Origin of the sequence: Roseomonas elaeocarpi, from assembly GCF_042433915.1 — a bacterium.
Lineage (GTDB): Bacteria > Pseudomonadota > Alphaproteobacteria > Acetobacterales > Acetobacteraceae > Roseomonas > Roseomonas elaeocarpi.
Genome location: NZ_JBHLUN010000001.1, coordinates 295881 through 316533 on the forward strand (window position 1 = coordinate 295881; position 20653 = coordinate 316533).

The following is a 20653-nucleotide window of genomic DNA, read 5'->3' on the forward strand; positions in this document are numbered from 1 at the left end:
TCGGCGAATATGGAGGCATGTCGCTGCGGCTCTCATTCCTACCGGTCACGACGGGCTTGGCTCCTGGAGGCGCAGCTCCGCACGGGCAGTCCGGTGCAACGCCGGCGCAGGATCGATGGAGCAAGCTGATGGTGGCGGCCCAGCGAGGGAACGGCGGCGCCTACAAACGTTTGCTGGTCGAGCTTTCCGCTTGGTTGCAGCGCTACTTCGCCCGCCGGCTTCCCCAGGGGGAGGTAGACGATGCCGTGCAGGAAACGCTGCTCGCCGTTCACCGCAGCCGGCACACCTACGAACCCGGTTATCCGCTCTCGGTGTGGTTGAGCGCGATCGCGAAGCGGAAGTGGGTCGATCAGCTCCGGGCCTTGGAGCGTCGCGCGGCCGACATGCTCGACGACGCGGTCGCGACGCCAGGGCACGAGGCCGCGGTCATGGACGCTTCCGTGTTGGTGAGTTTGCTCGGCGAGCTGCGCCCGGCGCAGTCCCGGGTCATCCAGCTGGTCAAGCTGGAAGGCTACAGCCTCGAGGAAGCTTCCCTGCGGACCGGGCAGTCCGTTTCAGCCGTGAAGGTGAACATCCATCGCGGGATCGCCCGCCTCAGGACCATCATCATGAAGAACGCCGATGTCGAATGACGCCCTGATCGATGAGCTCTCGTCCGGGCTGGTGCCTGTGCGTCCGCGCAACGTCGCGCGGGAAGCGGCCTGGCTCGCGGGCCTCGGCGTGCTGGAGCTGATCATCTTCCTGGCCCTGGGCATGATGCGACCGGACATGGCGGCGGTCATCGGCCAGCCGTTCATGTGGTGGAAGCTGGGGAGCCTGGCTCTTCTCGTGGCGATCAGCGGCGGCACGGCGGTGCAGTCCTTCTCGCCGACGATCTCGCCACGGCGCGGCCTGATCCTCACCGCGGGCCTTGCCGGTGCGGTGGTCGCGGCCGGACTGGCGCTCGGCCTCGTGGAGCAGGGTGCCCCGGGCTTGTCCGAACGGCTGATGCCGGCGCACGGGCTGCTATGCGCCGGATCGATCGTGGTGCTGTCGCTGCCCATGCTGGTCGGGTTGTCGGTCTTCATGCGCCGGGGCGCCTCGGCCCATGCCGAGGGCAGCGCGCTGGCCGTGGGCCTGGCCGGTGGGAGCTGGGGCGCGCTCGTCTTCGCCTTCTGCTGCCCCGTGAACGATCCCGTTTACATCCTGTTCTGGTACTCGGCGGCCTTCGCGATCACCGCGTCGCTGGCGCGGCTGGTGCTGCCGAGGTTCGCCGCCCTGTAGGTCCGCACAGCACCGGCCTGCGGCCGGGTCCGCGATCTCCATCCCCGTTGCCACACCGGGCGCCGCGCGACGCCGCGTCCGGCCGGCCCATCGCAGCCATTGCGAAAGGACCTGTCATGTCCCTGCGGAACCGATCCGCCGAGGCCCGCGAGACCGGCTGGCTGATGCGCTACGACGCGGTGCGGGCGGGCTTCTCCGTGGCCTGGGTCGCGACGGCGCTCGCGGTTGGCCCGGCGGCGTCGCCGGCGCTCGTTTACGTCGCGGCCTTGGCGCCGGATGGCAACGAGACGCTCAGTGAAGTACGCAGCCGCTTCGCGCCCGCCACCAACAACGTGATCAAGAGTGCGGACGGGTTCCTGACGCTCGATCCCGCGACCTTCCACGACGACTTCGCGGCCGATCTCCCGGCGGCGGACGCCGCCTTCATGGCACGGTCGCAGGTTCCGGTCAGCGAGAAGGCGCTCAGCGCGCCGGTCAGCCAGGCGGCCTGGCGTTCGAAGCCGAGCTGGTACGCCGTCGCCACCGAGGACCACAAGATCAACCCCGACTTCGGACGCTTCATGGCCCGGCGGACCGGCAGCACGACGGTCGAGGTCAAGGGCATCCACGCCGTCTACGTGTCGCAGCCCAGGGCAATCGCGGCTCTCATCGAGCAGGCGGCAACCGGCGCCCGGAAGGAATGAGCGGCCTCTTCTTCCGGATCCGCACCATCCCCCCGGCGGTACTCCCCAGCGGGGCCGCCATCATCGAAGGACCTGTGACAATGACCATCAAACGCAGCCTGCTGACCGCGCTCGCCGGCGTTTCGCTGCTCGGCGGTGTCGCCGTGGCCCAGCCGGCGCCGGCACCCACCCGGATCCGCGGCACGATCGACAGGATCGACGGCGACATCCTGTCCATCAAGCCGCGCAGCGGCCCCGACGTGTCGGTCCGGCTGAACGCGGACGCGCGGATCGTCGGCGTGAAGAAGGCGGAGCTGTCGGACGTGCAGTCCGGCAGCTACATCGGCACCGCCACCGTGCCGCAGCCGGACGGCACCGCCCGGGCGCTGGAGGTGACCGTGTTCCCGCCCAACCTGAAGGGTTTGGGCGAGGGCAGCTATGCTTATGACCTCGGCGGCAACAGCACCATGACCAACGGCACCATCGGCGATCTGGTGGTGTCCAGCGGCCGGGTCATGACCGTGCACTACAATGGCCGAGGCACCGGCGAGAAGAAGATCTTCGTGCCGGAGGACGTGCCGATCGTTCTGCTGGACCCGACCGCCACCCGTGCCCTGCTGACCGTCGGCGCCCATGTCACCGTGACGCCCGTCAAGGCGGCCGACGGCAGCCTGACCGCCGGCAGCATCGCCGTTGGCGAGAACGGCCTTACCCCGCCGATGTAACCGGACGCCCCGGGGCATCCGGTCCGATGCCCCGGGACCCCCTGCCGACGAGTGCAAGATGACCTCTCAACTCAAGCCCAGCCGGTTCGTCGCGGTGCAACCGCTGCTCGTGCGGATCACCCACTGGATCAACGTCGTTGCCATGGTCTGCATGATCATGAGCGGGTGGGAGATCTACGATGCCTCGCCCTTGTTCCCCTTTACCTTTCCGCGGTGGGCCACACTGGGCGGCTGGCTGGGCGGCGCCATCGCCTGGCATCTGGCGGCGATGTGGCTGCTGGTGGGCAACGCGCTGGTGTACTTCGCCTACGGAGTGTTCAGGCGGCACTTCCTGCGCTCGTTCCTGCCGCTGACCCCACGCCTGGTGTGGCGGGACCTGACTGAGGCCCTCGCCTTCCGCCTCAGGCACACGCACGGCACCTACAACGCGGTGCAGCGACTGTCCTACGTCGTGGTCCTCCTGCTCGGCATCCTGGCGCTCGCGTCGGGCCTGTCGCTCTGGAAGCCGGTGCAGCTCCACGCGCTCGCCTCGCTGCTGGGTGGCTACGAGGTGGCGCGACGCCTGCACTTCATCGCCATGGCCGGCATCGTCGCCTTCATCGTGCTGCACCTGAGCCTGGTGATCCTGGTGCCGAGGACGCTGGTCAGCATGATCACCGGCCGCGCCCGGGTTCCTGCATCTCATGCCGAGGTCGAACTATGAGCAAGAAGATCAGCCTGGCCGATCATCATCCGGCATTGCAAAAGGTCGAACGGCAGCTGCACCGGCGGGGCTTGTTGCGCGGTGGCCTTTCCCTTGGGGGGCTGACCATGTTGACCGGCTGCAACCTCTCGGACGGCGACACGGTGGACAAGGTGCTCTGGGCGATGTCGCGCTTCAACGACCGGGTGCAGGCCTTGCTGTTCGACCCGAACAAGCTGGTTCCCACCTACGACGTGTCGCAGATCACCAAGCCTTTCCCGTTCAACGCCTACTACCCGGTGGACAGTGCTCCCGAGGTCGACGGCGATACCTGGAAGCTCGAGGTGTCCGGCCTGGTGCAGGACAAGTCGTCCTGGCCCTTGTCGCGCCTGCGCAGCCTGCCGCAGGAAAGCCAGATCACCCGCCACATCTGCATCGAGGGCTGGAGCGCCATCGGCCATTGGAGCGGCGTGCCGCTCCGCACCTTTCTGCAGCGCGTCGGCGCCGACACCCGCGCCCGGTATGTCGGCTTCAAGTGCGCGGACCGCTACTACTCATCCATCGACATGGCGACGGCGCTGCACCCGCAGACCATCCTTGCCCTGGATTACGGCAAGGAGCCGCTGCCGCTCGAGTACGGCTTCCCGCTGAAGCTGCGCGTTCCCACCAAACTCGGATTCAAGAACCCGAAACACATCGCCGCCCTTTTCGTCACGAACGACTACCCGGGCGGCTGGTGGGAGGATCAGGGCTACAACTGGTTCAGTGGCTCCTGATGCTTCGTCACCCGGCGCTCTAGTGGGGGCCTGGGGTGCTTCCGTCGTTGCTCGTGAAGCTTTGCAGATCCCGGTTGTCGCAGGCCTGCAGTGTCAGTCCGCGCGACAGCTGGAGCTGCAGTCGGTTGCTCGGCAGCGGGTCAACCGTCGCGCAAAGGTTCGACGATCCTGATCGCAAGGTGAAGATGCCGCCGGTGCTCACGATGTTCCACTGCTGGCTCGCACCTCCGTTGCAGGGCCAGACCACGAGCTGAGCGCCAACGGCCGGTACGTTGTTTTTCACGTCGAGGCACAGGCTGTTGCCGTTGTTGGTCACGGTCGAGAAGCCGGTGGCGGACGGTTCGGGGCCAGCGATCCTCCAGGCCGTCTGCTGCGACAGCGTTCCGAATGAGCAGCCACCGCCGACGAGAAGGTTGCAGCGCGGGATCGCCGGGGAGGAGCCGGGTGCCGCGTTCGGCGGGGACAGCACCGGGCCTCGCGATGGCAGGGAGAAGATCTGGCTCACGATGACGTTCGCGAAGCTCCCGACGAAGGGCGCCGCCAATGTTCCCGTTGCGGCCAGTTTGGCAAGGTCCTGGGCCATTTCACGCATCAGCGACGCGCCATAGGCGTCCCGGAGCGCGTCTTCGCCTTGCAGGCCGACCGATTGAGACGGGCTGGTCGTGCACAGCGTCCCGGCCCGGGCCGGATTGACCGGCAACGACTGCCGCGCCACCTCGGTCCGGCTATCCGCCATTTGGTCGATGCACACCGTGGCGAAGGTGCATTGCCCGGCGCCATTGCTGAACTGGTCCACCGCCTCCAGCCGGCAGAACGCTGCCGCGTTGAGGTTCTCCAGGAGCGAGACCGGCTTGTCCGTCGCGCTCGGAAACCCTGGCCGGGCCTCCAGGAATGCTTCGTGGCTGCGCAGAAAGGGCCCCAGTTCGGCAACGACGCGCTGCGGCTGCGTGCCCAGCTGCGCCTCGATGGTGGCGAACCAGGTCGCGATCGCGACCGCGTAGAGCTCGAAGGACGGGTACGCCTCGAAGCGCGTCCGCAAGGCCTGGGTCGGCGTTCCCCGTCCCGTGATGTCCGTCCATTTCCAGACATCGAAATCCGGATCGTCCTTCAGCAGATCGGCCTGTTGACGCGCCTGGAGCTGCATGACGCTCAGCGCGCCAGCATCGGTGGGATGCGTCGCCAGCTGCGCGTTCAACGCCGTGAGGTCCGCCGCGACCGATTGCAGCTTGCGCAGCCGCGCGACGTTTGCCGCTTCCGCGACATCGTCCTGCAGCTGGCTGACCCTTTCCTCCACGAGGGTGAGCCGCTCGGTCACTTGCTGGAGGAGTTTCTCGACCTGCGTCAGCCTCGCATTCAACGCCGCAGGATCGAGTGGCGACGACGCCTGCGACCGCACCACGCCCAGCATGATGGTCGCGAACGGAACCCCCGTGACCTTGTCGAAGGCGCCGGCCAGAAGATCGTCCGCATCCGCGCGGGCGCGGTCGATCGGGATGGTGATCGTTGCAGCCGCGGCGAGAGCCAATGCGATGGGTCGGCAAACGCGTTCCAGCCAATGGCGCGGCATACGAAGGGTCATTGCTCCCTCCTCGGTCTTGGATGTGTATCCGCGGCGTCAGCTTAGGTTTATCGTAAACACTTCGCAACGAAATCCGGGGGAGAGCAACGAGGCCCAGCGGCTCGAGCCGGATCTTCACGGATGCCCTGCGTTGGGAGTGGATGGCGGAGCCACCGACGCCGCATCCGACACGAACGGCATCCCGACCCCGCGTCGGTTACCCGGAGGAGCCCCTGCCTCCCGGACCTGTGGACGAGGTAGGTCACCGATGAGGTGGAGCGGCGGGTGCCGCCGCGTGGCGGGTACGGTCGCAAGCTCCGGCCCGGCCCGCCGCGCGGCCTTGCGTTCACCGCCCCGTCCGGTTGCCCTCACCGTGCTCCAGCAGTTCGCTGCCTGCCGTGGGGATTACCGCACCAGCCATCCCCATGCCGGCTTGCGCATGCTCTCACCCCGCGCGTCCGTCATCAGCCAGCCCTCCATTCCGGTTGCCGGTCCGGTTTGATGGGGAGCACTCCGCGGCGGCGGCCGAAAGCGGATGACTGGCTATGCTCTACGGCGTGTGCGTGTGTTGGGATGAGCGGGTTCCTGCGCTGGCCCTCGATCAGGTTGCAGGACGCTCCCGATCTCTTGCACACCCGCTTCGGCGAGGATGCGGGTGGTCAGCCCGATGTGTTCGTCCATGAGCGCCACGCACCGTTCGGCGTCACGGGCCAGAGCCGCCTCCGCAATGTCGCGGTGCTCGGCGGCTCGCTTGGCGGCTTCATCAACGGCGCGCTGCTCGACAGCTACGGCTGGCAGGCCATGTTCCTGGTTGGTGGATGCCTGCCGCTCGCCGCCGCGGCCCTCCTGGCCCTGGCACTGCCGGAGTCGCTGCGCTTCCTCCTGTCGCACGGTGCGCCCGCGTCCCGCATCGCCGCCATCGTGCGCCGCATCCGCCCGGACCTGGCGGGCGCTCAGTGCTTCACCGCCGACGAGGAGCGCGCGCAGGGCGCGCCCCTCCTGCACCTGTTCACCGAAGGGCGTTTCCGCACCACCCTGCTGCTCTGGGTGTCCTTCTTCATGGCGTTCGGCATCCTCGGCATCGCCGTGGTCTGGACCCCCGTCCTGATGCGGGGCGGTGGGCTGGCGCCGGCCCTGGCGGGCACGGCGCTGGGTGTGCACGGCGTGGGGGCGCTGATCGGCATGGCCAGCGCCGGGCGGCTGATGGAGCGGTTCGGCGCCGTGCCGGTGCTGGTGCCGGCCCTGCTGCTGGGGGCCGTGGCAACCGGGTCGCTGGGCTACGCCGCCAGCTCGCTCGCCGCCGTGTCGACCGTGCTGTTCCTGGTCGGCTTGTTCGTCGGGCTGGGCGCGTCCGGCTCCATCGCGCTCGCCGCGTCCTTGTACCCGACGGCCGTTCGTTCGTCCGGTGTCGGGGTCGCCATGGCCATGGGGCGCTTCGGTCAGGTGCTCGCCCCGCTGTTCGCCACCGCCGCCCTCGCCATGGAGTGGTCCGGCGCGCAGCTCTTCGTGGCCTTCGGGCTGGCCCCCGTCCTGGCGGCGCTGGCGGTGCTCCTGCTCAAGCCGGCCGCCCTGCATCGCGGCATCGCGCCGGAGCCCGCAGCGTGACCCTGTCCAGCCTCGACGAACCGCACGATCCGGCCCGGCGCGGCAGTGTCCGTACCGCCAGCGCCCCCGGCACGCCGTGCCCGCTCAGGAACCTGCCTCCGGAGGTCTTCGCCACGGACGGCGCGCGGGATCGACCATCGGGAGCAGCCGTTACCCGAAGGGCGGCGCACGAAGACGGCGCCGAGGCTGGACGACGAATGGGCCGACGCGCCGACCTGGGTCCCGCATCGGCTTTCCGGATGACGGGCGGGCCTGGTCGGGGTCCGACCCTGGGAGCCTGACACCCTCCAGCAGCAGCCGATTCCCGAACCCGATCTCTTGGGTGCCTTTGATCCTTCAGGCTGAGAGCAGCTTCCCTTGCCGGCTTCGCTCAAGCGTTTGCCGCAGGATCAGCGGGATCATGCCGCCCGCCTGCAGCAGCCGGACCTCGCGCGCCGTCTCGATCAGCGCCGTGGCGGTGGTGGAAACCGTCTCGCCGCCGGCGCGGTGCAGCGTCACCGCGATCCTGCGCCAGGGCTCGAGGCCGGCGGGATCCCAGTCGATCGCCAGCGTATCGCCCGGCTGCAGCGCCATCGCCTCCGCCCGCCAGTCCCCCGGCAGCCGCAGCGGCAGCACGCCCATGCCCACGAGGTTGGAGCGGTGGATGCGCTCGAAGCTGTTGGCCAGCACCGCGCGCACGCCCAGCAGCTGCGCCCCCTTGGCCGCCCAGTCGCGGGAAGAGCCGGTGCCGTAGCGCTCGCCCGCCAGCATCACCACCGGCAGCCCGGCCTCGGCGTAGCGCGCCGCGGCCTGCCAGGCGGGCAGCACCTCGCCCGTGGGCGCGAACACCGTTTGCCCGGCGCCGTGGCCGCTGCCCAGGTGGTTCACCACGGTGCGGTTGGTGAAGAGGCCGCGCAGCATCACCTCCCAGTTGCCGCGGCGCGAAGCGTAGACGTTGAGGTCGCGCGGGTTCTCGCCGCGCTCCACGAGCCAGCGTCCCGCATCGCTGCTCGCGGGAATGGCGCCGGCGGGCGAGATGTGGTCGGTGGTGATGTCGTCGCCCAGCACCAGCAGCGGCTGCGCCCGCAGCACCCCCGCCGCCGGCACAGCCTCGCCGAAGCTCACGAAGGGCGGGCGGCGCAGGTAGGTGGAGGAGGGGGCCCAGGGAAAGCGCGGCGTCGCGGGCGCTTCCAGCGCGGCCCAGCCCGGCGAGGCATCCGCTTCCCGCCCCGCGGCGTCGATGTCGGCCGGGTCCAGCCCGGCGGCCGTGGCGGCCTCGATCTCGGCCGCGCCGGGCCACAGCTCGTGCAGGTAAACGGCGCGGCCGTCGGGCGTGTGGCCCAGCGCGTCGCGCATGATGTCGAGCCCGGCGCGCCCGGCAATGGCGTAGGCCGCCACCAGCGGCGGCGAGGCCAGGAAGGCGTTGTCCACCTGCGCATGGACGCGGCCGGGAAAGTTGCGGTTGCCCGAAAGCACCGCCACGGGCTTCAGCCCGCCCGTCTCGACCGCGCGCGACACGGCGGGCAGCAGCGGCCCCGAATTGCCGATGCAGGTCGCGCAGCCATAGCCGGCGACGCCGAAGCCCATGGCTTCCAGGTCGTCCAGCAGCCCTGCGCGCCGCAGCCGCCGCTCGGCGGAGGGCGAGCCCGGGGTCAGCGAGGTCTTCACCCAACCCGGCACCGAGAGGCCCAGCGCGCGCGCCTTGCGCGCCACCAGCGCCGCCGCCACCAGCAGCGGGAAGTCCGAGGTGTTGGTGCAGGAGGTGATGGCGGCGATCGCCACGGCGTCGGCGGGGATGCCGTCCACCGCCCGCCCGCCCGGCACCGTGCCCGCCGACAGCAGCGCCGCCGACACCTCGGCGGGAGCGAGACGGTCCTGCGGGCGGCGCGGCCCGGCGACGGAAGGCCGCAGCGCCGCGAGGTCGAGCTCCAGCACGGTGGTGTAGCGCGGCTCGGCCCCGGGGTCGTGCCACAGCGCCTGCGCCTTGGCGTAGGCCTCCACCAGCGCGACCTGCGCCGCGTCGCGGCCGGTGGCGCGCAGGTAGTCCAGCGTCTGCCCGTCGATCGGGAACATGCCGGTGGTGGCGCCGTACTCGGGGGCCATGTTGGACACCACCGCGCGCTGCCCGGCGGTCAGGGTGCCGATGCCGGGGCCGAAGAACTCCACGAACTCGCCGGCCACCTTCGCCCGGCGCAGCAGCTGCGTCACCGCCAGCGCCAGGTCGGTCGCGAAGCTGCCTTCCGGCAGGGCGCCGCGCAGCCGCACGCCGATCACCTCGGGCACGCGCAGCGACACCGGCACGTCGAACATCACGCCCTCGGCCTCGATGCCGCCGACGCCCCAGCCCAGCACGCCGATGCCGTTGACCATCGGCGTGTGGCTGTCGGTGCCCACCAGCGTGTCCGGCACCGCCCAGAGGGTTTCCCCGCGTGCCCAGGGCGCGACGCCGTCGCGACGCTCGGTGGCCACCACCGTCGCCAGACGCTCGAGGTTGATGGTGTGCATGATGCCGGTGCCGGGCGGAAAGACGCGGAACCCGCGCACCGCCGCGGCGGCCCACTTCATGAAGCGGTAGCGCTCGGCGTTGCGCTCCATCTCGCGCGCCATGTTGCGCGGCAGGGCGTCGCGGGTGGCCGACACGTCCACCGCCAGCGAGTGGTCGGTGGAGGTCGCGACCGGCACGGAAGGGTTCAGCAGCGACGGGTCGCCCCCGGCTTCCGCCAGGGCGTCGCGCATCGCGGCGATGTCCGTCAGCGCCGGGCCGCAGGTGGTGTCGTGCATCAGGATGCGCTGCGGGGCGAAGGGGATCTCGAGCTCCGAGCGGCCGGTGTCCAGCCAGCCGAGCAGGGCGGCGAGGCCCGCCTGCCGCACCTCGGGCTCCGGCTGGCGCAGCACGTTTTCCAGCAGCACCCGGTGGACCCAGGGCATGCGCCCCAGCCGGGCACCGGCCGCGGCGTGGAGGTCGACGATGCGCCGGGTGCCGAAGGCGCCCGTGATCGTGGTGACCGGTATCTCGATCATGCGCGCCCCGTCCCGCCGCGGCTCACGCGCCTGCCGGCCCGAGGCCGAACAGTGTCCGGTCCGCGACATCCTCGCCGAACAGGGCGATGATGCCGGCCTCCTGCCTGCCCATCCGCACCGGCCGATCGGCCTCCAGCACCATCGGCAGGTCGTGGCCCGGCAGGACCACCGTGCCCGGCTTGCGGCGCCAGAACTCCCAGATCCGGCGGATCGTGGCGGCGGTGACCGCGGGGTCGTAGGTCATGTCGGCGCGGCCGGACACGAGCTCCGCCCGGTACTTCGCCGCGTCCTGCACCAGCAGAAGATCGCGCTCGGCACCGGCGAGCAGGAACATCAGGTGGCCCGGGGTATGCCCGGGCGCGAGATGCGCGGTGATGCCGGGCAGCACCTCCTGCGCCTCCCCGACGGTGGTGAGGCGCGGGTGATCGGCCAGGGGCCGGACGTAGAATTCCGGCACCAACGGATCGCCGATCGGGCGATCGAGGGCCCAGCGCAGCTCGGCCTCGCCCACCGTGATGCGCGCCGCGGAAAACATCGGCCAGTTCACCACGTGGTCGTAGTGCAGGTGGCTGAGGACGAGGTCGGTCACGTCGCCCGGCTCCACCCCGCGATCGCGCAGCGCCTGGAGGAGGTAGCGGCGCAGGCCGAAGGAGCCGGTGTCCAGCACCGCGACGCGGCCGTGCCCGCGCAGCAGCGCGACGGTGCTCCAGCCCAGCCCGCCATGCCGCAGCGACTTGCCGGGATAGCCCCCCACGAGGATGTCCACCTCGTAGCCGCCGAGCTGCATGAACATGGTTCCCTCCGTCGCCGGCATCGGCGTCATTGCGCGCTGGCCTGGTTGTTGAGGACGAAGCGCTGCGCCGCGCCGATGTGGCTGCGCGCGGCCTCCTCGGCCCGGCGGACATCGCCGCAGGCGATGGCGTCCACGAGTTCGGCATGCTCGCGTCCTGCTTCCGCGACCCGGCCGGCGCTGCGGCGCGTCGCGTGCCCGGCCAGGGCCAGCAGGGCCGACATGGCCCGCAGATGGGTGATCAGGTAGCGGTTGCGCGTGCAGTCGTAGATCGCCTCGTGCAGCATCCGGTTGTAGCGGGCCCCGAGCAGCGGATCGTCGGCGGCGCCGCGCTCCAGCTCCAGGATGTGCTGCAGGCCGGCGATCTCGGCCGGTGTGGCGTTGCGCGCGGCCAGGGCCGCGGCCGCGCCTTCGCCCCATTCGCGGGCGGTGAAAAGCTCCACCGTCGCCTGCCGGTCGAGGCGCGAGATCAGGATGCCGCGGTGTCCCTGCAGGCGCAGCAGGCCCTCGCCCTCCAGCCGCTTGAGCGCTTCGCGAAGCGGCGTCCGGCTCATCGCCAGCCAGGCCGTCAGGTCGGCCTCGCGCACGCTGGACCCCGCCTTCAGCTGGCCACCCTGGATGGCCGAGAAGATGGCGTCGTAGGCGCGCTGGGCGAGCGACACCTCGGCTCCGGCGGCGAGTTCCGCGTCGGCGATGTTTTCGCCGGGGCCCGGGAAGGGAGGCTGAGGAGAAGAAGCGGGGTGGGACATGGATCTCGGGGCGTTGTGGCCGGTTCGTGCCGGCCAGCTTTCACCAGATTTCGAGACTGGACTCAACCGTATACAAATGTATATGACTGAACTCAGCGAGACCGGCAGCAAGCCGGCAGGCCGCGTCGTGGCGGCGGAGAACAGGGAAGGACGTGGGATGAGCGCTTCAAAGACTGTGTTGTCGGCGCCGCCCGACGCGGTAAGCGTTCAGGAGCAGGACGAGCAGCGTGTCTTCCGCAAGATCGCCTGGCGCATCCTGCCGCTGCTGACGCTGGCCTACATCGTCAACTTCCTGGACCGCACCAATGTCGGCTTCGCGGCGCTGACCATGAACCAGGAGATCGGCCTGACGGCGGCGCAGTTCGGCACCGGCGCCGGCATCCTGTTCCTCGGCTACTGCGTTTTCGAGGTGCCCAGCAACGTCGCGCTGCACCGCTACGGCGCGCGCCTGTGGCTGTGCCGCATCATGGTGACCTGGGGCATCGTTTCCATGGCCACGATCTTCGTCACCGGCCCGAAAAGCTTCTACCTGCTGCGCTTCCTGCTCGGCGTCGCCGAGGCCGGCTTCTTTCCCGGGGTCGCCTTCTACCTGTCGCAGTGGTTTCCGGCGCAGTTCCGGGCCCGCGTCTTCGCCTGGTTCCTGATCGGCATCCCGGCCTCCTCGCTGATCGGCGGCCCGCTTTCGGGCGCGCTGCTGGAAATGCACGGCATCGCGGGCATCGCCGGCTGGAAGTGGCTCTACCTGCTCGAAGGCGCGCCGGCCGTGATCCTCGGCCTGGTCCTGCTGGGCCTGAAGAACCGGCCGGAGGAAGCGGAATGGCTGACGGCGGAGGAGAAGCGCATCGTCCGTGCCCGCCTCGATGGCGAAAAGCGCGAACAGCCGCGCCACAGCTTCTGGGCTGCCCTGGCCGACCGCCGCGTGATCCTGCTGGCGCTGATCCAGTTCACCTTCACGATCGGCGCCTACGGCGTGGCGATCTTTCTGCCGCTGATCATCAAGGCGCAGAACTTCTCGGACTTCAACGTCGGGCTGATCTCGGCGCTGCCCAGCCTGGTGGCCTGCGTGGCGATGGTGTTCTGGGCCGGCGTCGTGGACCGCAGCCGGCAGAAGATGCTGCACCTGGCGGCGATGTGCCTGATCTCGGCGCTCGGCCTGGTGCTGGCGGTCTACGCCGGAGCCTTCGTGGTGGCGCTGGCCGGGCTGACCGCGGTGGTGGTGGGCACCAACACCGCGCGCGCTGTGCTGTGGACCATCCCGACCCGCTTCCTGACCGGGATCGCCGCGGCGGGCGGTCTCGCCTTCATCAATTCCGTCGGCACCATCGGCGGCTTCGTGGGCCCCTCGATCATGGGCGAGTTCCGCAGCCTGACCGGCTCCTTCAACGCCGGGCTGCTGGCGCTGGCGGGCTTCATGCTGGTGTCGGTCGCCCTGATCCTCGTGCTGCGCAGCATGGTGCGCGAGCAGTAAACCCACTTCTTCGGAGAAGCAGCGTGGCACAAGACGCCCCATCGTTCCCGGCGGAAACCGTCCGGTCCTTCGTGTCGGCCCTGTTTCAGGCGCAGGACGTGCCCGAGGCCGATGCCGACCGCGTGGCGGAATGCCTGGTGCAGGCCGACCTGCGCGGCGTTTCCTCGCACGGCGTGGGGCGGGTGCCGATCTATCTCGACCGTTTGCGCAAGGGGCTGGTGAAGAGCCGCCCCGCCATCACGGTGGAGCGTGCCCTGACCGTGGGCGCGCGGGTGGACGGCGACAACGGGCTGGGCTTCCTGGTCGGCACCCGCGCGATGTCCACCGCCATCGACATCGCGCGCGAGCACGGTGTGGGCTTCGTGCTGGCCTACCACAGCAACCACTTCGGCATGGCCGCGAGCTACCTGCAGCAGGCCGTGGAGGCGGGGCTGTCGGCCTTCGTGTTCACCAACGCTTCGCCGGCCATGCCGATCTGGGGCGGGCGCACGCCCTTCCTGGGCACCAGCCCCTTCGCCTTCGCGGCGCCCGGCGGGCCGGACAGCCCGCCGGTGATGCTGGACATGGCGATGTCGGTGGTGGCGCGCGGCAAGGTGCGGCGCGCCATGCAACTGGGCGAGGACATCCCGCTGGGCTGGGCGCTCGACAAGGAAGGGCGTCCGACCACCGATGCCAAGGCCGGCTACGAGGGCGTGGTGTTGCCCTTCGGCGGCATGAAGGGATCGGGCCTGTCGCTGATGATGGAGATCCTGGCCGGCGTCATGTCGGGGGCGAAGTTCGGCGGCGAGGTCGGCAACCAGTACTTCGACTTCGACGAGCCGCAGAACGTGGGCCACTGCTTCCTCGCCATGCGGCCCGACCTGTTCATGCCGATCGACCAGTACGGCGATCGCATGGCGGCGCTGTCGCAGCGCGCCAAGGCCACGGAGCGCGCGGACGGGGTGGACGAGATCCTCTTGCCGGGCGAGCCGGAGATGCGCCGGGCCGCGCAGCGTTCGGCAAGCGGCATCCCGCTGGACCGGCAGGAACTGGACCAGCTGATCGTCGAGGCGGAGCGCTCCGGCGTGCCGGTGCCCGAAACCCTGCGCGGCTGAGGTGCGGCCGGCCGTTCCACCGGAACGGGAGGCCGCCGCGGGGCGGCGTCGTGCCGGGCGGACCGGCGCGACGGCGCCACCACGGTGGCAACGCGGGCGCACCGCCCTGGCGGGGCGGCCGCGCCTCGCCATCCCGGCACTACGGCCTGGCCGCGCCCTTCGCGGCCGCGTGCTCCGCCGAGACCGGGCGTGTTTCGCCGGTCGCCACCAAGGTGCGGGTCGCGTCCGTGCGGCCATAGGTCCAGAGGATCTTCATGCTCTCGCTCGCCGAGGCGTTGATGAAGCGGTGCGGCACGCCGGCGGGAATCCAGCTCGTGTCCAGGGGCTGCAGCCGGTGCTGCGCGCCGTCGATCTCGACGATGGCCTCGCCTTCCAGCAGCACCACGGCCTCCTCGCAGTTGTGCGTGTGCAGCGGGATCGCCGCGCCGCCCGCGATGATCGTGATGCCGTTCATGAAGCCCTGCGCGCCATGCCGGGCACCGACGAGCGGGATGGTCCTGGCGCCGCCGCCGCGCTCGTGGGCCGGGAGCTCCGCGGGGCGGAGAATCACACCCGGTTCGTCGGTCGTGGCCATGTGCTGTGTTTCCCTGCTGTTGGCTGCGGCATGTCCTGCCGCTGCGGCGCGCGGGCAGGATGGCGCAGCCTTGACGCCGGCGAAAGGCACCGTTCGCCGAGGCGCACCGGGTGGAGCCGCAACGGTGCGGCCTGAAAGCAGGGCAGGGAGCAATGAAGGGCCATGAACGCGACGGAAACCAGCGACATGTTCTGCGATAGCCACGTTCATGTTGTCGGCGATCCCGTCCGGTATCCGCTGACCGGAGGGCGCGGCTACACGCCGGACCCGGCCCCGCTGGCCACGCTGCAGGGGCAGGCCGGACCGCTCGGTATTACCCGCTTCGTGATCGTGCAGCCAAGCTTCTACGGCAACAACAACAGTCTCCTGCTCGACACCCTTGACGCGCTGGAAGGGCAGGGACGCGGCGTCGCGGCCGTAGATCCTGCCGCCGGCCGGGATGAGTTGGGCGACCTCGCGGCGCGGGGCGTGCGCGGGTTGCGCCTGAACCTTTACAGCAACGCGGCGGGTGTCACCGGTGCGGTCCTGCAACGGCGCTTCGAGGCGATGGCGGCCCTGGCACGGGAATGCGACTTCCACGTCGAGATCATCGCGCCGATCGCGATGCTGGCGGAGTCTGCGGAGTTTCTGCGCCGATCGCCGGTGCCGGTGGTCGTGGATCACTACGGCCTGTTTGCCGACGAGACACCCGATGGCCTGCACGGTCGGGCGTTGCTGGCGCTCCTGCGGCATCCGCAGTTCTGGATGAAGCTTTCGGCACCCTACCGCAGCGGCGGCGACATCCTGGCGGTGCGGCCCGACCGGCGCTGGCTCGGCGCGATCGGGGAATGCTGCGGCGATCGCTGCGTCTGGGGCAGCGACTGGCCGCACACGCCGCCGCACGAAGCCCAGGGGCGCCCCGAGAGCCGGGTTCCCTACCGTGCCCTCGACTACCGTGCGGTGTTCGAGGGCTTCCGCGACTCCCTGCCAACCGACCTGCCGGTGGAGCGCATCCTGCGCGACAATCCGGCGCGGCTTTACGGCTTCACAGCCTGACGGAGAAACAATCCATGCGCATTCTCGTGCTGCCGGGCGACGGCATCGGGCCGGACATCAGCGCCGCCACCGTGGAGGTCGTCCGCGCGGCCACGGCGTTGGTCGGCCTCACGCCGGAGTTTCCCCAGGCCGAAATCGGCTTCGCCTCGCTGCGCGCCAACGGCACCACCTTCACCGACGCGGTGTTCGAGGCCGCGCGCGACGCCGACGGCGTGATCCTGGGCCCGGTGTCGCACAACGAGTACCCGCCTTCGGACCAGGGCGGGCTCAATCCGTCCGGTCAGCTGCGGCGGCGGCTCGACCTTTACGCCAACATCCGTCCGGCCCGCATCCGTCCCGGCTTCACGCCCCGTTGCGGCGTGCCCTTCGATCTCGTGGTGGTGCGCGAGAACACGGAAGGCTTCTACGCCGACCGCACCATGTTCGCCGGCACCGGCGAGGTGATGCCGACGCCTGACCTCGCCATGGCCTTTCGCAAGGTGACGCGGCAGGGTTCGCTGCGCATTGCCGAGAGCGCCTTCAGCCTGGCCATGCAGCGGCGGCGCAAGGTCACGGCGGTGCACAAGGCCAACGTGCTGCGCGTGTCGGACGGGTTGTTCCTCGAATGCGTGCGCGAGGTGGCGGCCCGCTATCCCGAGGTCGCCTACGAGGAGAAGCTGATCGATGCCATGGCGGCGCTGCTGATCCGTGACGCCAGCCCCTTCGACGTGATCGTCACCACCAACATGTTCGGCGACATCCTGTCCGACGAGGCGTCGGAGCTTTCGGGCAGCCTCGGCCTCGCGGCATCGCTGAACGCCGGTACGGAGCACGGCGTGGCGCAGGCGCAGCACGGCTCGGCACCCGACATCGCGGGACAGGACCTGGCCAACCCTGCCTCGCTGATCGGTTCCGCGGCAATGCTGCTCCGCTGGATGGGGGAGCGTCGGTCCGACAGCCGGCTGCTGCAGGCGGCGGCGCTGATCGACGCGGCGCTGGACCGCGTGCTGGCGGTACCGGAAGGGCGCACGCGCGACCTCGGCGGGCCGCTGGGCACGCGCGCCTTCACCGCGGGGCTGGTGGAGGCGCTGCGCGCGCAGGCCGGCTGACGCCGGCGCAGGACACCGGCTCCGGGCCCATGGCGCCTCATGCCGCCCCGTTGACGGTGTCCGGTGGCGTGATGCGCCTGGGCGTTGGGGGGCTGCCGCGCAGCCTGCGGGGCCACCTGCGAAGCCTGTGCGGAACAGCCCTCCAGGTTCATCCATGACCCGCAACACCGAATGCCGGGGCCAGGCGTCCGACAGCTGCGTCCGCCCAGGTTGCCGGTCGGAGCTGCGGCACCGGCACGACGAGTGATCCCACGGAAAGATCACGTATCCAGGACCCACCCTCCGTGCTGTGTTGCGCCGCAATGCCCGCGATCAGTGAACGAGGGGTGGTCAGCGCGTTTGGCGGCGGATTTGGCTCATGTTGCCTCGGCCTGTCCGGGCGGTGGAAAGGAACCGACCTGCTGCGGGTGCTGCGCCGTCGCGGTGCGCCACGGGCTCTCAGGGCCTGAAAGCGCCAAAGCGATGCAGGCGGTCCATCCCGTCTGGTGCGATGCACCAAGGCCCCGACCGGATTCAGCATCGAAGTATTCATGGAACAACAGGTGATCCCGAAACTCCGGGTCCGACTGAGACAGGATGTCATCACCAAGCACCGGGCGGCGGCCGTCCTGATTGCGGAGGAACAGCGCCTTCAGACGGGCCGACAAATGATCGGCGACTTGGCGTAGCGGGAGATGCTGGCCTGAGCCAGTGGGGCATTCGACCGTGAACTCATCTCCGTAGTAACGCTGAAACTCACGCAGGCTGTCGAACAAGAGGATGTTCACTGGAAGCCACACGGGGCCGCGCCAGTTGGAATTGCCACCGAAGCTCCGGGTCGTGCCCTCGGCAGGCTCGTAATCAATTCCGAACTCCGTTCCATTCACCTTCAGTACGTAGGGATGATCCTGGTGGTACTTGGACAGGGATCGCACACCGTAATCGGACAGGAACTCCGACTCATCCAACAGGCGATGCAACAGCATCTTCATGCGATGCCCGCGGAGCAAGGAGAGCAGATGTCTCTCGCCGGCACCCGGGTCTGCCCAGCTCGAGATGAGCGCGGCAAGGTCAGGCCGCTTGTCGAGAAAGAACTGCAGGCGCTCGGAAAACTCCGGCAACGCCCGAAAAGCACGGCTGCCGATCACCTGAACGGCACAGAGTGGTACCAGCCCGACGATGCTGCGCACGCGCAGCGGAATGGCCTTGTTGTCCGGCAGGTTCAATACGTCATAGTAGAACTGATCCGTCTCGTCCCATAATCCTATCCCGCCGGTACGCGTCATGGCTTCCGCGATGTAGAGGAAGTGCTCAAAGAACTTCGTGGCCATGTCCTCGTAGGCATCATCTTCCAGCGCCAGTTCCAGCGCGATGCGCAGGAGGTTCAGCGTAAACATGGCCATCCACGCTGTGCCGTCGGATTGATCGATCGAGCCGCCGGTGGGTAAGGGTTTGGAGCGGTCGAAAATGGCGATGTTGTCCAAACCGAGGAAGCCGCCACCGAAGATGTTGCGACCCTGCGCATCCTTGCGGTTCACCCACCACGTGAAGTTCAGCAGCAGTTTATGAAAGCATCGTTCCAGGAACTGACGGTCCGCTTTGCCCGTCAGCGCCCGATCCATCTGATACACCCGCAGCACGGCCCAGGCATGGACGGGCGGGTTCACGTCGCCGAACTCCCACTCGTAGGCCGGAAGCTGGCCATTCGGGTGCATGTAGCGTTCGCGTGTCAGCAGCAGGAGCTGCTGCTTGGCGAAAGCAGGATCGATCAGCGCGATCGTCACGCAATGGAACGCCAAGTCCCAGGCTGCGTACCATGGGTATTCCGAGGTATCCGGCATGAGGATCACGTCGGCGTTGTCGAGGTGCCGCCAGTCCGCATTGCGGCCTTGCTTGCGCTCGGGCGGTGGTGATGGCTGCGCCGGATCACCGTCCAGCCAGCGACGGACGTTGAACATGTAGGCCTGCTTCGACCACAACATCCCTGCAAGTGCTTGTCGCTGCACGCGGCGCTCGTCGGCATCGGCGATGCCGCGCTGCAAAGCGGCGTAGAACTCGTCGGCCTCCGTGCGCCGGGTTGCCATGACCTCGTCGAACCAGGCGAAGGGTGCTTCGGTGGTTTCCGGACGTAACCGCAGTCGCAGGGTGACGTCGCCGCCTGCCGGGATTTGTACCCGCCGATGTGCAGCACATTTTGTGCCGCTTTGCTCCCGGCTCAGCCCGTCACGGCTGCCGTGGACCACGAAATCGTTGATGCCATCCTTCCTCGGCACGCTCTGCAACGCACCGTCGACCTTTTCAAGGTTGGTGTCGTTCTCGCAGAACAACCACTCGACAGGTCCGTCGACGGCGCATGAGCGGGGCTGGTGCAGGAGGGGGTGCACAGCCCGTACGATGCCATCTTCCAAAGCGAGGTGCGGCTTTGCCTGACCCGTTTCCCACGACCAGGTATTCCGTGCCCAGAAGGTCGGCAGCAAGTGAAGTGTCGCGGCATCCGGTCCGCGGTTGTAGGCAGTGACCTTCATCAAGACGTCATCTGGTGACGCCTTCGCGTATTCGACCACGACATCGAAGTATCTGCGTTCGGAAAAGATGCCCGTGTCAATCAGCTCGAACTCACGGTCCTGCGTGCCACGTGCGCGGTTCTGGGTAACGAGTTGCTCGTAGGGGAAGGCGGCCTGCGGGTACTTGTAGAGCATCCGCATGTAGGAGTGGGTCGGGGTTCCATCGAGAAAGTAGTAGAGTTCCTTGACGTCCTCGCCGTGGTTGCCTTCGGCGTTGGTGAGACCGAAGAGTCTTTCTTTCAGGATCGGGTCGTTCTCGTTCCAGAGTGCGAGCGACAGGCACCAGAGCAGCTTGTCGTCGGCAAAGCCGGCCAGCCCGTCCTCCCCCCACCGATAGGCTTGGCTGCGTGCCCGATCGTGCGGCAGGTAGTTCCAGCTGTCACCGTTCGCGCTGTAGTCTTCACGAACCGTCCCCCACTGGCGTTCAGCCAGGTAAGGTCCCCAGCGACGCCAATCGTCGCCGCGTTCCGAGGACAATAGCCGGTGGCCTTCCGCAGTGTCGAAGATCGGGTCCGCTGCCATGATTCCGTCCTCGTCCTGGGGCTCCGCAGAAGCGCCGGTAGCAACGGTGCTACCGAAGGCATCGCCTAGCCGGTGATCCTGCAATCCGTGTTGGCACGAGATCACCAGCGAGAAAACCAGCCGCCCGGGGTGGCCTCGCAGCCTCACCGACCGGTGTTCAGGCCGGCCCTTCTTCTGCGCGGTGAAGACCGTCTCCGTAACCTTGTTACGCCACAGGCCGGCGGCCCTGGGGGAAGCCGCTGCCACCTCGGCGCAGCGGCAGCGGGTTTGCCGCATGAGCGGGGCGAGGTCGGCGCTGTCCTTGCCGATGGCGAGCCCCACGCGCAGCGAGTGAGCTGAGCCGACCTCGCCTTCTGGCAAGCCGGCGTCGCCGGCGACCTGCCGCACCGGCTGCATACGGGCATGAGTTCGTCGTGAAGGTCGGCGGCCGCGCACACCGTGCCCCCCCAGTGTATCGCACGAAGCAGAAAAACAAATTCGAATATGAGAACTGAAAACGATCGAAGTGGTGCTCGTTTG

17 protein-coding genes are annotated in these 20653 nt (G+C 69.0%); 11 read left to right on the forward strand and 6 right to left on the reverse strand.

Annotation, left to right across the window (positions count from 1 at the left end; genetic code table 11):
* The first annotated feature begins 17 nt into the window (after positions 1-17).
* The 6 genes from ACFFGY_RS01100 (at position 18) to ACFFGY_RS01125 (ending at position 4108) form a co-directional block, all read left to right on the forward strand.
* Complete coding sequence (locus ACFFGY_RS01100) at positions 18-632, forward strand: sigma-70 family RNA polymerase sigma factor (protein ID WP_377042509.1); 615 nt, start codon at positions 18-20, stop codon at positions 630-632.
* Complete coding sequence (locus ACFFGY_RS01105; RefSeq protein ID WP_377042510.1) at positions 622-1263, forward strand: NrsF family protein; 642 nt, start codon at positions 622-624, stop codon at positions 1261-1263. Before ACFFGY_RS01100 ends, ACFFGY_RS01105 begins: the two co-directional genes overlap by 11 nt.
* Before the next feature lie 116 nt (positions 1264-1379).
* Positions 1380-1946 carry an alpha/beta fold hydrolase gene (locus tag ACFFGY_RS01110; RefSeq protein ID WP_377042511.1) on the forward strand — a complete coding sequence of 189 codons (567 nt, stop codon included), beginning with the start codon at positions 1380-1382 and terminating at the stop codon, positions 1944-1946.
* 80 nt (positions 1947-2026) lie between these two features.
* The gene (locus tag ACFFGY_RS01115) at positions 2027-2650 is read left to right on the forward strand and encodes a hypothetical protein (RefSeq protein WP_377042512.1); all 624 of its coding nucleotides are present in this window, start codon (positions 2027-2029) and stop codon (positions 2648-2650) included.
* Between the two features lie 58 nt (positions 2651-2708).
* Positions 2709-3353 carry a cytochrome b/b6 domain-containing protein gene (locus ACFFGY_RS01120; RefSeq protein WP_377042513.1) on the forward strand — a complete coding sequence of 215 codons (645 nt, stop codon included), beginning with the start codon at positions 2709-2711 and terminating at the stop codon, positions 3351-3353.
* Positions 3350-4108 carry a molybdopterin-dependent oxidoreductase gene (locus tag ACFFGY_RS01125; protein WP_377042514.1) on the forward strand — a complete coding sequence of 253 codons (759 nt, stop codon included), beginning with the start codon at positions 3350-3352 and terminating at the stop codon, positions 4106-4108. Before ACFFGY_RS01120 ends, ACFFGY_RS01125 begins: the two co-directional genes overlap by 4 nt.
* Positions 4109-4127: 19 nt before the next feature.
* Here the strand turns inward: ACFFGY_RS01125 and ACFFGY_RS01130 are convergent, their stop codons facing one another.
* The gene (locus tag ACFFGY_RS01130; protein ID WP_377042515.1) at positions 4128-5687 is read right to left on the reverse strand and encodes an RICIN domain-containing protein; all 1560 of its coding nucleotides are present in this window, start codon (positions 5685-5687) and stop codon (positions 4128-4130) included.
* Between the two features lie 606 nt (positions 5688-6293).
* On the opposite strand from ACFFGY_RS01130, the gene ACFFGY_RS01135 reads away from it, so the two are divergent.
* On the forward strand, positions 6294-7271 hold the full coding sequence (locus ACFFGY_RS01135) for an MFS transporter (protein ID WP_377042516.1): 978 nt from the start codon (positions 6294-6296) through the stop codon (positions 7269-7271).
* Positions 7272-7607: 336 nt separating this feature from the next.
* On the opposite strand, the gene acnA is transcribed toward ACFFGY_RS01135, so the two are convergent.
* The 3 genes from acnA to ACFFGY_RS01150 are packed head-to-tail and all read right to left on the reverse strand — an operon-like array spanning position 7608 to position 11723.
* Positions 7608-10271, reverse strand: a complete 2664-nt coding sequence (gene acnA, locus ACFFGY_RS01140; protein WP_377042517.1) for an aconitate hydratase AcnA — start codon at positions 10269-10271, stop codon at positions 7608-7610.
* Positions 10272-10293: 22 nt separating this feature from the next.
* Positions 10294-11064, reverse strand: a complete 771-nt coding sequence (locus ACFFGY_RS01145; protein WP_377042518.1) for an MBL fold metallo-hydrolase — start codon at positions 11062-11064, stop codon at positions 10294-10296.
* 26 nt (positions 11065-11090) lie between these two features.
* Positions 11091-11723, reverse strand: coding sequence for a GntR family transcriptional regulator (locus ACFFGY_RS01150; protein ID WP_377042519.1), 633 nt, complete (start codon positions 11721-11723; stop codon positions 11091-11093).
* A gap of 244 nt (positions 11724-11967) precedes the next feature.
* Here ACFFGY_RS01150 and ACFFGY_RS01155 point away from each other — a divergent pair, with 244 nt between their 5' ends.
* Positions 11968-13278 carry an MFS transporter gene (locus ACFFGY_RS01155; RefSeq protein WP_377042520.1) on the forward strand — a complete coding sequence of 437 codons (1311 nt, stop codon included), beginning with the start codon at positions 11968-11970 and terminating at the stop codon, positions 13276-13278.
* Positions 13279-13301: 23 nt separating this feature from the next.
* Positions 13302-14372, forward strand: coding sequence for an Ldh family oxidoreductase (locus ACFFGY_RS01160; RefSeq protein ID WP_377042521.1), 1071 nt, complete (start codon positions 13302-13304; stop codon positions 14370-14372).
* Positions 14373-14511: 139 nt separating this feature from the next.
* On the opposite strand, the gene ACFFGY_RS01165 is transcribed toward ACFFGY_RS01160, so the two are convergent.
* On the reverse strand, positions 14512-14946 hold the full coding sequence (locus tag ACFFGY_RS01165; protein WP_377042522.1) for a cupin domain-containing protein: 435 nt from the start codon (positions 14944-14946) through the stop codon (positions 14512-14514).
* 162 nt (positions 14947-15108) lie between these two features.
* Between ACFFGY_RS01165 and ACFFGY_RS01170 the strand changes: the two genes are divergently transcribed.
* Complete coding sequence (locus ACFFGY_RS01170; protein ID WP_377042523.1) at positions 15109-15981, forward strand: amidohydrolase family protein; 873 nt, start codon at positions 15109-15111, stop codon at positions 15979-15981.
* Between the two features lie 14 nt (positions 15982-15995).
* Positions 15996-17069: an isocitrate/isopropylmalate dehydrogenase family protein gene (locus ACFFGY_RS01175; RefSeq protein WP_377042524.1), complete on the forward strand. Its 1074-nt coding sequence runs from the start codon at positions 15996-15998 to the stop codon at positions 17067-17069.
* 356 nt (positions 17070-17425) lie between these two features.
* On the opposite strand, the gene ACFFGY_RS01180 is transcribed toward ACFFGY_RS01175, so the two are convergent.
* The gene (locus tag ACFFGY_RS01180; RefSeq protein WP_377042525.1) at positions 17426-20530 is read right to left on the reverse strand and encodes an MGH1-like glycoside hydrolase domain-containing protein; all 3105 of its coding nucleotides are present in this window, start codon (positions 20528-20530) and stop codon (positions 17426-17428) included.
* Between the last annotated feature and the right edge of the window lie 123 nt (positions 20531-20653).

Excerpts from the sequence above, each read along its gene's own strand:
- ACFFGY_RS01100 (WP_377042509.1), top strand. The coding sequence starts at position 18 with ATGTCGCTGCGGCTCTCATTCCTACCGGTCACGACGGGCTTGGCTCCT.
- ACFFGY_RS01105 (WP_377042510.1), top strand. The coding sequence starts at position 622 with ATGTCGAATGACGCCCTGATCGATGAGCTCTCGTCCGGGCTGGTGCCT.
- ACFFGY_RS01110 (WP_377042511.1), top strand. The coding sequence starts at position 1,380 with ATGTCCCTGCGGAACCGATCCGCCGAGGCCCGCGAGACCGGCTGGCTG.
- ACFFGY_RS01115 (WP_377042512.1), top strand. The coding sequence starts at position 2,027 with ATGACCATCAAACGCAGCCTGCTGACCGCGCTCGCCGGCGTTTCGCTG.
- ACFFGY_RS01120 (WP_377042513.1), top strand. The coding sequence starts at position 2,709 with ATGACCTCTCAACTCAAGCCCAGCCGGTTCGTCGCGGTGCAACCGCTG.
- ACFFGY_RS01125 (WP_377042514.1), top strand. The coding sequence starts at position 3,350 with ATGAGCAAGAAGATCAGCCTGGCCGATCATCATCCGGCATTGCAAAAG.
- ACFFGY_RS01130 (WP_377042515.1), bottom strand. The coding sequence starts at position 5,687 with ATGACCCTTCGTATGCCGCGCCATTGGCTGGAACGCGTTTGCCGACCC.
- acnA (WP_377042517.1), bottom strand. The coding sequence starts at position 10,271 with ATGATCGAGATACCGGTCACCACGATCACGGGCGCCTTCGGCACCCGG.
- ACFFGY_RS01145 (WP_377042518.1), bottom strand. The coding sequence starts at position 11,064 with ATGTTCATGCAGCTCGGCGGCTACGAGGTGGACATCCTCGTGGGGGGC.
- ACFFGY_RS01155 (WP_377042520.1), top strand. The coding sequence starts at position 11,968 with ATGAGCGCTTCAAAGACTGTGTTGTCGGCGCCGCCCGACGCGGTAAGC.
- ACFFGY_RS01165 (WP_377042522.1), bottom strand. The coding sequence starts at position 14,946 with ATGGCCACGACCGACGAACCGGGTGTGATTCTCCGCCCCGCGGAGCTC.
- ACFFGY_RS01170 (WP_377042523.1), top strand. The coding sequence starts at position 15,109 with ATGAACGCGACGGAAACCAGCGACATGTTCTGCGATAGCCACGTTCAT.
- ACFFGY_RS01175 (WP_377042524.1), top strand. The coding sequence starts at position 15,996 with ATGCGCATTCTCGTGCTGCCGGGCGACGGCATCGGGCCGGACATCAGC.
- ACFFGY_RS01180 (WP_377042525.1), bottom strand. The coding sequence starts at position 20,530 with ATGCAGCCGGTGCGGCAGGTCGCCGGCGACGCCGGCTTGCCAGAAGGC.